This window comes from Mesorhizobium oxytropidicola (assembly GCF_056174625.1).
This window is the reverse complement of record NZ_CM149692.1, coordinates 1042227-1055888: the sequence shown is the minus strand read 5'-3', so window position 1 is coordinate 1055888 and position 13662 is coordinate 1042227. Positions and strand designations below refer to the sequence as shown.

The following is a 13662-nucleotide window of genomic DNA, read 5'->3' as shown; positions in this document are numbered from 1 at the left end:
CTCCCAGGGATCGCGATCCGCAAATGCCCTCACTCAAGCAACTTGTCAGAAAATCGATTTATGCACTGAGTTCGCGTTTCGCGATCAGCAGGCTAGAACGCATTGTTCGTGAGATTGAAGATGTGAAAGTGGAAGCGCTTTCGCATGGCACTTTTCTCGAAACGAAAATCCGTCAGATTGGCCTGCGCCATGACCGGCGTGGAATCTATGGAGACGATGTCAGTGACATGAACTTCCATGCGCCCGGTTTGTGGCAGATTCCGAGGCAACTGGCGGAAGCCATGGTGCTGTTGGCCAGCCAACGGATCGTCAGCTTTCTTGAGGTGGGAACTTGCGACGGCTTCACATTTTCCTTCATGGCAGCATGTCTGTCGAGACTCAATCCTGGCCTGAAAGCGACGACGATCGATATCGCTCCCTCTCTTCCGGCTTGCTCGCGCATCGCCTTCAAGACACCCGTCAAGTTTCTAGGCGGCAAGACGTCGGACGCGTTCGCCGAAGAAGTATTTGATCTCGTTCTTATCGATGGAAATCACTCCTACGAATGGGTTGCCCGCGACTACCAAAATGTGGGCCGGCAGGCGCGCCTCTGCATGTTTCACGATATAAACGATCGACTTTGCGGAGACGATACCGTCCCGAAATTCTGGAGGGAGCTAAAGATCGAGGAGTCGGGACGCGCCGATTTCCATGAATTTTTGCATCACTCCAGTTCCGACAGAGTCATGGGTATCGGCATCCGGATCAAACGCTGAGCGATGGTGTCAGGCGGCTGGGGGCGATCAGATTGCGGCCGCCAAAGCAAAACGGCCGCCTAAGGCGACCGTTTTCGATGCTTGATTTCCGAGAGGAAATTGGAGCGGGTGAAGCGATTCGAACGCTCGACCCCAACCTTGGCAAGGTTGTGCTCTACCCCTGAGCTACACCCGCTCACACGGCGTCTTGGCCGCAAGCCGGGCCTATATGGCTGAAGAGCGCGGCGATTGCAACAGGGAAATCGCAGGCTTTTTTCAACACGCCAAACGATGCCGGCAAACCGCCCGCGCCGCAAGGATTTCGCCACGCCGTTGTGCGACGGCCTTGTGTCGGCCACCGCATTGGCCGTAAACGGCAAGGCGGAAAACGACGAAGAAGCAGACCGATGCCGAAGACCGAAGCCGAACTTTTTGCCTTTCTCGCCGAACTCGGCATCACCGTTTCGACGAAACGCCACCCGCCGCTCTATACGGTTGCGGATTCGCAGGCGCTGCGCGGCGAAATTGCCGGCGGGCACACGAAAAACCTGTTCCTGAAGGACAAGAAGGACAATTTCTTCCTGGTCACCGTCGGCGAAGACGCGGTCGTCGATCTCAAGCAGATCCACCAGCTGATCGGCGCCGCCAGCCGTGTTTCCTTCGGCAAGCCGGAGATGCTGATGGAGCTTCTGGGCGTCTCGCCGGGCGCCGTCACCGTCTTCGGCGTCATCAACGACACGGCGAAAAGGGTCAAGCTGGTGCTCGACGAGGATCTGATGGCGCATGCCGTCATCAACGGCCATCCGCTGACCAATGAGGCGACGACATCGATCGCCGCTAGCGATCTCATCAGATTCGTCGAGGCAACCGGGCACGATGCTGCTATCTTGAAAGTCTCGGCATGATCGCCACATGCATGGCGAAACCGACTTCCAATGACATGGCGCCGACCCGCGGGCCGGCGGCGCGACCGAAAGGGTGACGAGATGAGCGACAACAAGCCGTTTGGCGGGTCATTCGGCAGCAGTGGCGGCCAATATGCCACCACCGTTCAGTATGGCGGAACCGCCCCCGCGCCAGCAAAGGTCTCGCTTGGCGATGCGCCTGCCGCGCCTCCCGCCGGCGATGTCATCAAGGACACCACGACCGCGGCCTTCGCCGCCGACGTCATCCAGGAATCGCGCCGCCAGCCGGTGCTGGTGGATTTCTGGGCGCCATGGTGCGGGCCTTGCAAGCAGCTGACGCCGCAGCTGGAAAAGGCGGTCCGGGCCGCCGGCGGCAAGGTCAAGCTGGTCAAGATGAACATCGACGATCATCCTTCGATCGCCGGCCAACTCGGCATCCAGTCCATTCCCGCGGTCATCGCCTTCAAGGACGGCCAGCCGGTCGATGGCTTCATGGGCGCCATCCCCGAGAGCCAGATCGCCGAATTCATCACCAAGGTCGGCGGCAAGGGCAATGGCGCCCCGGCCGTGGCCGAGGCGCTGGCGGCGGCGACCGAAGCCCGCGACGCCGGCGACATGCAGACCGCCGCCGACATTTTTGACGCCATCCTGGCGCAGGCGCCGGAGACGATCGAGGCGATCGCCGGACTGGGCGAGCTGCTGTTCGAGGCCGGCGACACGCAAGGCGCCGAGGCGTTGCTGGCTACGGCGCCCGAGGCCAAGAAGGACGCGCCGGCGCTGGCCGCCTTGCGCGCCAAGATGGCACTCGCCGCGCAGGCGGCGGAACTGGGCAATCCGGCCGAGTTCGAGCGCCGCCTGGCGGAAAACCCCAAGGACCACCAGGCGCGTTTCGACCTGGCCATGATCCAGAATGCCAGGGGCGAGCGCACGGCCGCCGCCGACAATCTGCTGGCCATCATCAAGGCCGACCGCGCCTGGAACGAGGATGGCGCCAGGACGCAATTGCTGCAGTTTTTCGAGGCCTGGGGCATGACCGACGAGGCGACACTGGCGGCGCGGCGCAAATTGTCGGCGCTGCTGTTTTCCTGAGCCGGCGGCTGTTTCGTCGCATGGGCTTGGCGGCGGCGGCGGCCGCGCCAGATTAGGAAGCTGACTTCGGCCAGGCCGATGATCTCGGCGGAAGAAGTCGATCGGAGGAATGTGGTGCAAGCGGGAAACGCGCATTACCGGCTGGCCAAGGATCTGCCGTCGACGATCCCGATCTTTCCGCTCGAGGGCGCGCTGCTGTTGCCGGGTGGCCGCATGCCGCTCAACATCTTCGAGCCGCGCTATCTGCAGATGGTGGACGAGGCGGTCGCCGGTTCGCGGCTGATCGGCATCATCCAGCCCAGTCTCGACGGCGCGCTGCGCGAGGATGGCGAACCTCAGCTCTGCAATGTCGGCTGCGCCGGTCGCATCATTGCCTTTTCCGAAACCGGCGACGGCCGCTACCTCATCTCGCTGCAGGGCGTGTTCCGCTTCCGCATCGCCCATGAGCTGACGGTCAAGACGCCGTTTCGCCAGGCCAAGCCGTCGCCCTTCCTCGCCGATCTCGATGACGATCCGGCAGCGAACGAGATCGACCGGCCGGCACTGCTGAAGGCATTTCGCGCCTATCTGCAGGCCAACGATCTCGAGGCCGACTGGGAAAGCGTCAGCCGCGCCGAAAATGCCATGCTGGTCAATGCGCTGTCGATGATGGCGCCCTACGGGCCGGCCGAGAAACAGGCGCTGCTCGAAGCCGCCGACTTGAAGACGCGGGCCGAAACGCTGATCGCCATCACCGAAATGGCGCTGGCGCGCGAGAATGAGGATTTTGGTTCGAGTCTACAATAAGAGGGTGCGATGGCGGCGGATGGGCGTGACGCAAAGAACTTCAATGTCGATCCCAAGCTGCTGGAGCTGCTGGCCTGCCCGTTGACCAAGGGGCCGCTGGCCTGGGATCCGGAACGCGGTGAGTTGGTCTCGCGGGTCGCCAAGTTGGCTTATCCGGTGCGCGACGGCATTCCGATCATGCTGCCTTCGGAGGCGCGGACGCTCTCGGCGGAGGATGTACTGGCGCCGCCAAGACTGAGTGGGCCGGCCTGAACTGCATAGCCATCCATCGTTTGTTCTCCCAAGGAAGAGCCGCGAAGCAGTTGGGCGTTGAAGTTTGAGAGGCTGGCGGGACAGCGCCCCCTCTGCCCTACCGGGCATCTCCCCCACGAGGGGGGAGATCGGCAGCTTCGCCGTCCAGCCCGCCTTTCAACGTTGGAGATTGGCGAAAGCCGGGATGTCAGCCAATCTCCCCCCTTGTGGGGGAGATGTCCGGCAGGACAGAGGGGGGCGCGAAGGATCACAGCGTTTCTTCAGATGACGAAGGTAGGGGCCGCGCCTACTGAAAATTGCGCCCCTTGGGCATGACCTGTTCCGCCTCTTCCGACAGCGTTGCGAGATCCTGGCCGGCTGGCGCGTTGCGTGGTCGGGCATCTCGATCCGGAGGCTCCGCCCTGGTGGCCGGGGGTTCGGCGCCCGGCGCTCCAGCCCCGCTGACCTTTTCCAGGAGCACGGTCAGCCAGGGTGTCAGATCCTCGATCTTCTCCGCGACGATATGGATCACATCCGATTCCGACTGCAATTTCCCGGTCACCTTGACGAACCGCGCGCCCATGACGATGGGGCGGAAGCGGGTAAAGGTCCGTTCCCAGAAGATAACATTGGCGACGGCCTTGTCGTCTTCCAGCGTGAGAAAGATCGCGTTGCCCTTGCCGGGGCGCTGCCGCACCAGCACGAGGCCGGCGACGGAAACGCGCCTGCCGTCGCGCACCGATGGCAGGTTGGCATTGGGCGTGACGCCGGCGCGGTCGAGCCGCTCGCGCAGGAAGGCCACGGGGTGCGCCTTCAGCGACAGGCCGAGCGAGCGGTAGTCGTGGATGACATGCTCGCCGAGCGGCATTGTCGGCAGCTTCGTCTCGGGCTCCAGCTCGCGCAGGCGCAGCGCCGGCTGGTCGAACAGCGGCAGCTTTTCGGCGGCACTCTTGGCGCCCAGCGCGCGCACTTCCCAAAGCGCGGCACGGCGGTCGAGGCCGATCGAGCGAAAGGCATCGGCCTGCGCCAGCCGCTCGATCTCGTCGACATCGAGACCGGAGCGCAGCCAGACGTCACGGACGGTCGAGTAGCCTGAACCCCGCCGCTTTACGAAATCCTCCATCCGTTCCTTGGACAGACCCTTGATCTGCCGGAAGCCGAGCCGCAGCGCATGGTTTGTCTCGATGACACCGCGCATATCGGCATGGCGGGGCAGGATGCGGGCCGGATCGAAAGGCGCTTTTTCCAAAGTGCAGTCCCAGACGGAGTAATTGACGTCGACGTCGCGGATGTCGACGCCATGGTCGCGCGCGTCGCGCACCAGTTGCGCCGGCTGGTAAAAACCCATCGGCTGCGAATTCAGGATCGCGGCGCAGAACACGTCGGGATAGAAGGTCTTGAACCAGCACGAGGCATAGACGAGCAAGGCGAAGGAGGCGGCGTGGCTTTCGGGAAAGCCGTATTCGCCAAAACCCTCGATCTGCTTGAAGCAGCGCTCGGCGAAATCCCTGGTGTAGCCCTTGCCGACCATGCCGTTGATCATACGGTCGCGGTAATTGCCGATGGTGCCGGTGCGCTTGAAGGTGGCCATGGCGCGGCGCAATTCGTCGGCCTCGCCCGGCTTGAAGCCGCCGGCGACGATGGCGATCTTCATCGCCTGCTCCTGGAACAGCGGCACGCCCAGCGTCTTGCTGAGGATCGCCTCAAGCTCCGGTTTTTGATATTCGGGTTTCTCCTTGCCTTGCCGGCGGCGCAGATAGGGATGCACCATGTCGCCCTGGATCGGGCCAGGCCGGACGATCGCCACTTCGATGACAAGGTCGTAGAAATCCTTTGGTTTGAGCCTTGGCAGCATCGACATCTGGGCGCGCGATTCGATCTGGAAGACACCGAGCGTGTCGGCGCGGCCGATCATGTCGTAGACGCGCCTGTCTTCCGGCGGCAAGGTGGCGAGCACATAGGGTTGGCCATACGGATCCCGGGCTTTTGGATAATGGTCCATAAGCAGAGTGAAGGCGCGCTGGAGGCAGGTCAGCATGCCGAGCGCCAGCACATCGACCTTGAGGATCTTCACCGCGTCGAGATCGTCCTTGTCCCATTCGACCATCTTGCGCGCGTCCATCGCCGTCTTGACGATGGGCACGATCTCGTCGAGCCGGTCCCTGGTGATGACGAAGCCGCCGACATGCTGGGAGAGGTGACGGGGAAAGCCCATGATCTCGTTGGCCCGTTCCATCACATGCCGCGATGTCGGGTCGCTGCGGTCGAGGCCGCCGGCGCGGGCTTCCTTCTCGCCGAGTTCCGAGGTCGACCAGCCCCAGATCGAGCCGGACAGGGACGCCCGGACATCCTCCGACAGGCCCATCGCCTTGGACACTTCGCGCAACGCCGAGCGGCCGCGATAGCTGATGACGGCGGCGGCAAGCGCCGTGCGTTTGGAACTGTATTTCGTATAGATGTACTGCATCACCTCTTCGCGCCGCTCATGCTCGAAGTCGACGTCGATGTCAGGCGGCTCGTTCCTCTCCTCGGAAATGAAGCGCTCGAACAGCGTGTCGATCTTGTCCGGTCCCACCTCGGTGATGCCGATGCAGAAACAGATGATCGAATTGGCGGCCGACCCTCGGCCCTGGCAGAGGATGTTCTGGCCGCGGGCGAATTTGATGATGTCGTAGACAGTCAGGAAGTAGCGCGCGTAATTCAGCCGCTCGATCAGGGCGAGCTCTTCCTGGATGCGTTTTATGACGCTGGCCGGGACACCGCCCGGGAAGCGCCTCACCGCACCTTCCCGCGCCAGCCTCTCCAGCTCGGCCTGCGGCCCGAGGCCCGATTCCGTCGGCTCGTCGGGGTAATTGTACTGAAGGTCGCTGAGCGAGAAGGTCAGCTCTTCCGCAAATCGCAAGGTCTCGGCCAGAGCCTGCGGATGCCTGCGGAACAGGCGGGCCATTTCCAGCGGCGGTTTTAGATGGCGTTCGGCATTGGCGGTGAGTTCCAGCCCGACCTCGGCAACGGGTGTGTTGAGGCGGATCGCGGTCAGCACGTCCTGCAGCGGCCGCCGTTCGGCCGTGTGGTAGAGCACATCGTTGGTCGCCATCAGCGGGATGCCGGTGCTCTGGGCAAACGCCGCCGCCTGCTCGATCCGGAAGCGGTCATTGCCCGCATAACAGGGCGAGACGCCAAGCCGCAGGGCCCTGCCGAAGCGGTCCTTGAGCTGGCGGAGCAAAGCGAGACTGTCTTCAGCGCCAGCCGCCAGATCGGGCAGCACCGCCAGCGACATCAGGTCTCCCCATTCGAGCAGATCGCTGCGCTGGAGAAGGGTGGCGCCCTTTTCGTTTTCGTCGCGCAGATTGGCTTGGGTGAGCATGCGGCACAGATGCCCCCAGCCGGCGCGGTTCCTGGGATAGGCGAGAATATCCGGCGTGCCGTCGCCAAAAACCAGCCGGCAGCCGGGGTGATAGGCGAGTTTTTCGACCTTGGCCTGCTGCCAGGCGCGCACCACGCCGGCCACCGTGTTGCGGTCGGCAAGGCCGATCGCCGAGAAACCCAAGAGCTTGGCCGCGACCACCAGCTCCTCCGGCTTGGAGGCACCGCGCAGGAAGGAGAAATTCGACTGGATGCCGAACTCGGCATAGGGGATGACGGTCAGCGCGTTCATGCGAAGACCCCGTGCATGAACCAGCGCGGCGCGGCTTGCGAGCCGCCGTAAAGCCCTTGCCGGTAGAGCCAGTAGCGGCGGCCGTCGGCATCCTCGATGCGGAAATAGTCGCGCGTCGATGCCGCCGCGTCGCCTGGCACTTCCTGCCACCATTCGGCGGCGATGCGTTCCGGCCCCTCGGCACGGGTGACCCGGTAGAGCGCGCGCCGCCAGCGGAAATTGAGCGGCGGCCCCTCCGGCATTTCGGTGGCCGGCACCTCGATCGGCTCGGGCGCACGGAACAGCCGGATCGGGCGTTCCGGCGGAAAGATGGTTGTGGGCGCCTGCACCCTGTCCGGTCTCTTCGGCGGCGTGGTCCGGCGCGGCGCTTCGCTGAAGGGGACGATGGCGACGGCACGTTCCGGCAGATGGCTTTCCACCGTGACCGGCTGCAGCACGGCGCCTTCGCCGAGCCGGGCGCGGATGCGGTCGGCGAACAGCGCGATGTCGGCGCCGTCATCGGTCACCTCGCCGGTCAGATCGGCCTGCGCCATGTCGAAAGCGGCGGCGGCCAGCACCGAAAGCCGCACCAGATCAAAGCCATAGCCGGCATCGATGTCCTGCTCGAGCGCCGCCAGCCTTTCATGGAACAGCTTTTGGATCAGCCTGGGATCGCGCATCGGCCGCGAGGTGCCGAGCGCGATGCGGCTGACAGCGCCATCGACACGGAAAAGCAGCAGCGCCAGCGTCCGGGCGCCCTCGCCGCGGCGCTCGAGATCGCCCTTCAAGGTCGTCGCCAGCAGGCCGACCAGCCGCTCGATGTCCTCGGTGAGCGTGACGGGTTCGGCGAGATGCCGTTCGACCGAAAGCGGCGCGACGGGAAGGCGCGGCGACACCGCCTCGTCGAGACGGCCAAGCGCCTGGTCGAGACGCAACAGCAAAGTGGCGCCGAAGCGGCGGGCAAGCGGCGCGCGCGGTGCCGCCATGACGGCGCCCGCCGTGCGCAGGCCGACACTTTCCAGGCTGGCGCGGGTCGCCGGGTCGATGCGCAGTGCGGCGAGCGGCAAGGGTGCCAGCAGGGCTTCCTCGTCGCCGCCGTCGACGATGCGGTCGCCGCAAAAGCGGGCCGCCGCCCAGGCCGCGCCCGGCGTCGGGGCAAGGCCGGTGCGGACATCGAAACCCTGATGGAAGAAGCGCGACAGGATGTCGTCCAGCATGGCGCGTTCGCCGCCGAACAGATGGGTGCAGCCGGTGACGTCGAGGAACAGGCCGTCCGCCCGTCCAGCGCCACCAGCGGGGTGTAGCGGTCGCACCAGTCGGCAAGGCCTTCGAGCAGGCGCCGGTCTGCGTCCGGATCGGCCTCGACGATGTCGATACAGGGATGCATGGCGCGCGCATCGGCAATGCCCATGTCGCGTTTCAGGTGCAGCGCCTCAGCCCGCTCGTCGAGGGCTGAGATGCGCTGGGCGTTGCCCTGGCGGTGGCTGATCACCAGTGGCGGGTGATCCGACGGCCGGGAACGCCACGACCGCCCCAGACGCTGCCGCAGGATTCTTTCGGCCGCCAGATAGGGAAACCACAGGGACAGGATTCTTTGCCCGGTGTCTTTCCTCGCCCCTTCTTTCGTCGAATACGCGTTCATCGGGGTTCCACTCCAGTGTGAATTGTCCAGGCAGGGCCGTGCGGCTCTTGCCGATGCTGATGGTGAAGGCGGGGCGGCCGATCGAACCGGCGAGCGGCCCGGCGACCGTGGCGCGCGGCACCGCCGGCGCCGACGCGACGATGAGGCGGACGGGCGCCGCCGTCGGTTCGGGTTCGGCCGCCTGCCGCAGCAGGAATACGGGGCGGCCCGCACTTTGCGCCCTCGCATGCAGCCGGCGCGTCGCGGTCAGGTCCAGCCGTTGCGGGTTGCCGCGGATTTCCAGGATGACGGCGGCGAGCGCCGTCATCCGCGCTGCTTCCTCGGCGATCCACAACGCATCGACGAGTTTTGGCGCCTCGGAAAACAGCAATTGTTCTGGTTCAATGCCGAAGGAGGCCTGCAGCCCCCTGGCATAGGGAAAGCCCGCCTCGCGAAAGATTTCCGTGGTGCCGATCCACAAAACCGGCAGCCCTTGCGCCCGTTTGAGGATCAGGCTGGTGAGTGACAGGGCAAAACCGGCGACGGCTCCGGCATCGCGGGTTTCCAGGCCATGGATTTCGCTGAGCGCCGCTTTCGGCAGGCCACCGCTCAGGGCGGCATCGAGCCCTTCGATGCCGATCGGCAGGAAGGCATCCGGCAAGGCCGCGGCAAGACCGCGCCGCACGATCGTGAGATCGGCATCGCCGCCGCCGTCGGCATCAAGCGGCGCGCCAGCCGGCGCCTGCAGGCGCTCGGGCAGCGTTCCCTCGATCTTCGCGATCTGGCGGCGCAGGGCAAAAACAGTCTCCCGCGCCACGGCGGTCATCGCCATGACGGTCAGTGTCCACTCACAATTGTTCCTGTTATGTTCCTATAGATTCCAGAGGGAGCTGGAAGAGTCAAGCAGAGTCATAAGGAATTTATTCCTGCGAACGCGTGCTCTTCAGCGCTGGCCGCCTAGAGCCAGCCGTGCGGCGAGCCCCGCGAATACCGTTCCGAGCAGGATTTGCGGCGCCCGCTGGAACCGTGTGCGCCTCGACAAGGCGGCTCCGATCCGGCTGGCGGTCAGGATGACCAGGCCGTTGACCACCAGCCCGATCAGGTTGAGCACGGTCGCCAGCAGCAGGATCTGGCCGGCGACGGAACCGGTCTCGAGGCGTACGAATTGCGGGAACAGCGCCAGCACGAACAGCGCCATCTTCGGGTTGAGCAGATTGGTCAGCAGGCCTTGCCGGAAAATCCGGCTTCGCGAATAGCGCGGCAGGCCGGCGACCGGGGCAAATGCCGTTCCGTCGGAACGGAACGCCTTCCAGGCGAGCCAGGCGAGGTAGGCCGCGCCGGCATAGCGCACGATGTCGTAGGCGATGGGCGCTGCCAGGAACAGTTGCGACAGGCCGAAGGCGGCGGCCAGCGCGTGGCAATAGGTGCCGGCGGCGATGCCGGCATAGGTCGCAAGGCCCGAGGCGTGCCCCTGGCTGGCGCTGCGGGAGGCGATCAGCAGCATGTCCGGCCCCGGCGTCGCGGTCAAGGCGAGGCAGGCAATGGCGAAAAGTCCGATGGTGGAAAGGTCCGGCATGAGAACTCCCTGAGAGATGGCCGGAACCGACCCCTACGCGATTCCTCGGCGACGGCAAAGGTGCCGCGGCAGGAATTGCCGCTTCATTTGCCTCGACCGGTGCGAAAGCCTATATGCCGGGTCAAAGGACAAAGCATGGCCCGCATCTACAAGACCCGCACCTGGCATGGCGAACTTGCGCCCTCGATGGAGGAGCTGGAGTTCCTGGCGCTGGAGGCCTACGCCCATTTGCCGGAGGATTTTCGCAAGCTGACCGGCGAGATCGTCATCCAGATCGCCGAATTCCCGACCGACGAGATCATGGACGATCTGTCGCTGGAGACGCCGTTCGACCTGCTCGGCCTGTTCGAGGGACGCGGCATCGCCGAGCGCTGGAACCCGCAGACCGGCGAAGGCCCGAACCGCATCACGCTCTACCGCCGCGCCATGCTCGACTACTGGGCCGAGAACGAGGAGACGCTGGGCGACATCGTCACCCATGTGCTGATCCACGAGATCGGCCACCATTTCGGCCTGTCGGACGAGGATATGGAGCGGATCGAGGAAGCGGCCGAATAGCCCTCTTCGGGTGAGGTTTGGCCAATCGCCAACGTTTGCGATTGGCCGCTGAACAGACGACCAGCCTGCGTATCCGGCACCAGCTGCAACCGGCAGTCACACCCCGACCGCATCACCCCCAGGCGGTGCACACGCCATCAAATCATAGACGCCCTTGTCCTCGACCACGGCGAAGCCAAGCTCGACATAGAGCCGCCTTGCCGGGTTGTTCTTCTCGACATGGATCGACGCTGATTTGCCGGCTAACCATGCCTCTTCGATCAGGTCGCGCAGCAGTGCGGAACCGTAGCCCTTGCGGCGATGGCTGGGCAGGAGCGCGATGTCGATGATGCGGTGCTGGCTTGGCCAGCGCTCGACATAGAGCCGGCCGATGTCCTGCCCGGCCCGCGCCACCACCAGCCAGTCAGCCTCGGGATAGTGTTTTCTGTAGTGGGCATGCTGCGCCTGGAACTGCATGTCGAGGAAGGCGGCCTTCTGCGCCTCGCTCCACGCGGTCACGGCGAGTTCTTCCAGGCGCGTCGAGGCGTAGAGCCGCGACAGGAACGGCAGATCCGCCTCGGTCGACGGACGGAAGCCGAGCCCGGCCTTCAGCGACCGGGACCAGGCTGGAAGCCGATGTGCCTGCTTTGCTTCTTCTGCCACGCTGCCAGAATTCAATCGTCAGACCGGCGGCGTCAGGTCGCGCACCACGATGGCCTGGTTGACGTTGCTGCTGGCAAGCGACACCCAGGCATCCTCCCACTCGGTGCTGTCGATGTTCATTTGCGACAGCGTCCACAGTGAGTTGTCGTTGGGTGCGCCGCCGCTCATCAGGCTGAACAAAGCGACGCGGCCGTCGGCATTGTAGTCGAGCGTCAGCCTTGTATTCGCGCCGGAGGCGTTGAAATCGCGCCACCCCGACCAGTTCTGCGTGGCAGCGTCATACTGGGCGTTGAAGGAGTGAACGTGCTGCTGGTCGGACGCGACAAGCATGATGTCGCCATTGCCCTCGATGCCGGCAGCCAGCGTATATTTGGCAACCCGGCTGTATTCGGTCATGGCCCAGGGCGACCAGCTGTCGGTGCCGGCTGGCTTCTGGCGCGTGTGCAGCACCTGCCCGCTCTGCGTCAAGGCGAACAGATTGGTGGCGCCGAGCGGGCCGACAATCGGCGCCATTTCGGTGAAGCCGCCGGTGCCTGTTGTGTCGATCTGCACCCATTGCGTCCAGTCGGCAACCTTCAGCGCTTCCGCCGTGGACTGCTGGCAGCGGTAGAGGTGAAGGCCGGAATTGATGCCGAACAGCGCGATGCGGCCATCGGCCTGGCGGATCGCCCTGACCGACACCAAGCCGCCGGGAATCTGGAGCCAGTCGCTCCACTCCTTGGCCGGCGGAACGCGTTCGTCGACAGTGACAACGATCGGCGTCTTGGTGCCCGGCGGCGTGATGGTTTTCTGCACCTGCACGATCTGGTCCGGATTCTGGTAAATCCACCAGATATTGCCTTGATTGTCGGTCACGAAAATCTCGATGCGGCCGTCGGCATCGTTCGCCATCGACAGTTTCTGGTAGCTCGTGGCGATGGGCGGTGCGCCGATGTTCTGAGGCGCACTCCACTTGTCGATCGGGCCGATCTGGTTGGCGTCTTCGGTGATGACGGAGAGATTGGTTGTCCCTGACAGCTGTGCGACAACGGCCACCCGCCCGTCCTTGGTCAGGCCGGCCGTCATCTGCACGAAGGTGCCTGGGGCGATGATCGACCAGTCCGCGGGCCACGGTCCGTTCGGCGCGGTCTGCGCTTTCTGGATCAAACGCCCCGCCGCCGTATCGATAGCAACCACCATCAGCCGCGAGAGTTCGAAGAATGGCGTGCCGGCCGGCATGCTCCGCAGGCTGGGCGACGTCTGGGATGCAGCGGTCCCGACGGAGGCCGGAGCCGGCGTCTTCGCGGTGGCGGTCGGTGCCGCCGACTTTGACGTTGCTTCCTTGGCCATCGTATCGGTCCTGCCTGTTGGCGCGGAATTCAGGTTCTCGGCGGGAACACGCCCTGCAGCGCGATGCAGAAGCTCAAGGTGATGTACGGCATCATGTTGTTGTGCGGCTGGCCGCCGCCGGCGGGAGCGATGGTCTGACCCGACAACCCCACCTGATTTGCGGCGGGTGTATAGACATTCCCCTGAGCCGTCTTAGCGATCGCAGTGTTGGTGGGGACGTTCGAATTGGCGGCGAAATTGCCCGGCACACTCAAAACCTGATGCGGATGCGAAGGCATTTCGCTCTCCAGCAAAGTGACCGTCTCCGAGCCACCGGTCTCACCGAGATCGTGCAGCGACAGGCCCGGACCCTGGCCGGGATGCATGGGTGCATTGCCCTGCATGTCCGGCAGGGCAAAATCCGATTTGCCGTTACCGCCATAAGTGGTGCCAAGCAGTGAAAACAGCGCGGTGTTCTGTGACAGCGGCAGAGTTGCCCGTCGCAGAACGCCCAGCCCTTGGGCGCAAAATTGAACGGGAAAATCCGGATTTCGGCGACGAACGGATCGGCCATGACG

Annotated in this window: 11 protein-coding genes, 1 tRNA gene and 2 pseudogenes; 6 read left to right on the top strand and 8 right to left on the bottom strand. The window is 64.5% G+C overall.

What is annotated here, in order from left to right; genetic code table 11:
- The first annotated feature begins 23 nt into the window (after nt 1–23).
- Nucleotides 24–755 carry a class I SAM-dependent methyltransferase gene (locus AC0V8S_RS05105; RefSeq protein WP_475437034.1) on the top strand — a complete coding sequence of 244 codons (732 nt, stop codon included), beginning with the start codon at nt 24–26 and terminating at the stop codon, nt 753–755.
- 100 nt (nt 756–855) lie between these two features.
- Here AC0V8S_RS05105 and AC0V8S_RS05100 read toward each other — a convergent pair.
- Nucleotides 856–930 (bottom strand) — tRNA-Gly (locus AC0V8S_RS05100).
- Nucleotides 931–1141: 211 nt separating this feature from the next.
- On the opposite strand from AC0V8S_RS05100, the gene AC0V8S_RS05095 reads away from it, so the two are divergent.
- The 4 genes from AC0V8S_RS05095 to AC0V8S_RS05080 all read left to right on the top strand — a co-directional run bounded on the left by AC0V8S_RS05095 (nt 1142) and on the right by AC0V8S_RS05080 (nt 3766).
- Nucleotides 1142–1639 (top strand): prolyl-tRNA synthetase associated domain-containing protein, encoded by a 498-nt coding sequence (locus AC0V8S_RS05095; RefSeq protein ID WP_475437033.1) that lies wholly within the window; start codon nt 1142–1144, stop codon nt 1637–1639.
- A gap of 81 nt (nt 1640–1720) precedes the next feature.
- The gene (trxA, locus tag AC0V8S_RS05090; RefSeq protein ID WP_475437032.1) at nt 1721–2728 is read left to right on the top strand and encodes a thioredoxin; all 1008 of its coding nucleotides are present in this window, start codon (nt 1721–1723) and stop codon (nt 2726–2728) included.
- 114 nt (nt 2729–2842) lie between these two features.
- Nucleotides 2843–3514 (top strand): LON peptidase substrate-binding domain-containing protein, encoded by a 672-nt coding sequence (locus AC0V8S_RS05085; RefSeq protein WP_475437031.1) that lies wholly within the window; start codon nt 2843–2845, stop codon nt 3512–3514.
- Between the two features lie 9 nt (nt 3515–3523).
- The gene (locus AC0V8S_RS05080; protein WP_475437030.1) at nt 3524–3766 is read left to right on the top strand and encodes a Trm112 family protein; all 243 of its coding nucleotides are present in this window, start codon (nt 3524–3526) and stop codon (nt 3764–3766) included.
- A gap of 286 nt (nt 3767–4052) precedes the next feature.
- Here AC0V8S_RS05080 and AC0V8S_RS05075 read toward each other — a convergent pair whose 3' ends face one another.
- The 4 genes and pseudogenes from AC0V8S_RS05075 to AC0V8S_RS05060 all read right to left on the bottom strand — a co-directional run bounded on the left by AC0V8S_RS05075 (nt 4053) and on the right by AC0V8S_RS05060 (nt 10576).
- Nucleotides 4053–7400, bottom strand: coding sequence for an error-prone DNA polymerase (locus AC0V8S_RS05075; protein WP_475437029.1), 3348 nt, complete (start codon nt 7398–7400; stop codon nt 4053–4055).
- Nucleotides 7397–8871, bottom strand: a pseudogene (locus AC0V8S_RS05070) (DUF6504 family protein). Before AC0V8S_RS05070 ends, AC0V8S_RS05075 begins: the two are co-directional and overlap by 4 nt.
- A complete protein-coding gene (locus tag AC0V8S_RS05065; RefSeq protein WP_475437028.1) occupies nt 8813–9832 on the bottom strand; it encodes an ImuA family protein in 1020 nt (339 codons plus the stop codon). The pseudogene AC0V8S_RS05070 and the gene AC0V8S_RS05065 overlap by 59 nt, the downstream one beginning before the upstream one ends.
- Before the next feature lie 111 nt (nt 9833–9943).
- Nucleotides 9944–10576 carry a LysE family translocator gene (locus tag AC0V8S_RS05060; RefSeq protein WP_475437027.1) on the bottom strand — a complete coding sequence of 211 codons (633 nt, stop codon included), beginning with the start codon at nt 10574–10576 and terminating at the stop codon, nt 9944–9946.
- Nucleotides 10577–10711: 135 nt separating this feature from the next.
- Here AC0V8S_RS05060 and AC0V8S_RS05055 point away from each other — a divergent pair, with 135 nt between their 5' ends.
- Nucleotides 10712–11134 (top strand): metallopeptidase family protein, encoded by a 423-nt coding sequence (locus AC0V8S_RS05055; RefSeq protein WP_095202623.1) that lies wholly within the window; start codon nt 10712–10714, stop codon nt 11132–11134.
- A 96-nt stretch (nt 11135–11230) separates the two neighbouring features.
- On the opposite strand, the gene AC0V8S_RS05050 is transcribed toward AC0V8S_RS05055, so the two are convergent.
- From AC0V8S_RS05050 to AC0V8S_RS05040, 3 genes and pseudogenes are all read right to left on the bottom strand, one after another.
- A complete protein-coding gene (locus tag AC0V8S_RS05050) occupies nt 11231–11776 on the bottom strand; it encodes an N-acetyltransferase family protein (RefSeq protein ID WP_475437026.1) in 546 nt (181 codons plus the stop codon).
- 18 nt (nt 11777–11794) lie between these two features.
- Nucleotides 11795–13105: a VCBS repeat-containing protein gene (locus AC0V8S_RS05045; protein WP_183464405.1), complete on the bottom strand. Its 1311-nt coding sequence runs from the start codon at nt 13103–13105 to the stop codon at nt 11795–11797.
- A gap of 29 nt (nt 13106–13134) precedes the next feature.
- Nucleotides 13135–13658, bottom strand: a pseudogene (locus AC0V8S_RS05040) (phage tail protein).
- Nucleotides 13659–13662: the final 4 nt, after the last annotated feature.

Coding starts and splice junctions, on each gene's coding strand:
- AC0V8S_RS05105 (WP_475437034.1), top strand. CDS start 24: ATGCCCTCACTCAAGCAACTTGTCAGAAAATCGATTTATGCACTGAGT.
- AC0V8S_RS05095 (WP_475437033.1), top strand. CDS start 1,142: ATGCCGAAGACCGAAGCCGAACTTTTTGCCTTTCTCGCCGAACTCGGC.
- trxA (WP_475437032.1), top strand. CDS start 1,721: ATGAGCGACAACAAGCCGTTTGGCGGGTCATTCGGCAGCAGTGGCGGC.
- AC0V8S_RS05080 (WP_475437030.1), top strand. CDS start 3,524: ATGGCGGCGGATGGGCGTGACGCAAAGAACTTCAATGTCGATCCCAAG.
- AC0V8S_RS05075 (WP_475437029.1), bottom strand. CDS start 7,400: ATGAACGCGCTGACCGTCATCCCCTATGCCGAGTTCGGCATCCAGTCG.
- AC0V8S_RS05065 (WP_475437028.1), bottom strand. CDS start 9,832: ATGGCGATGACCGCCGTGGCGCGGGAGACTGTTTTTGCCCTGCGCCGC.
- AC0V8S_RS05060 (WP_475437027.1), bottom strand. CDS start 10,576: ATGCCGGACCTTTCCACCATCGGACTTTTCGCCATTGCCTGCCTCGCC.
- AC0V8S_RS05055 (WP_095202623.1), top strand. CDS start 10,712: ATGGCCCGCATCTACAAGACCCGCACCTGGCATGGCGAACTTGCGCCC.
- AC0V8S_RS05045 (WP_183464405.1), bottom strand. CDS start 13,105: ATGGCCAAGGAAGCAACGTCAAAGTCGGCGGCACCGACCGCCACCGCG.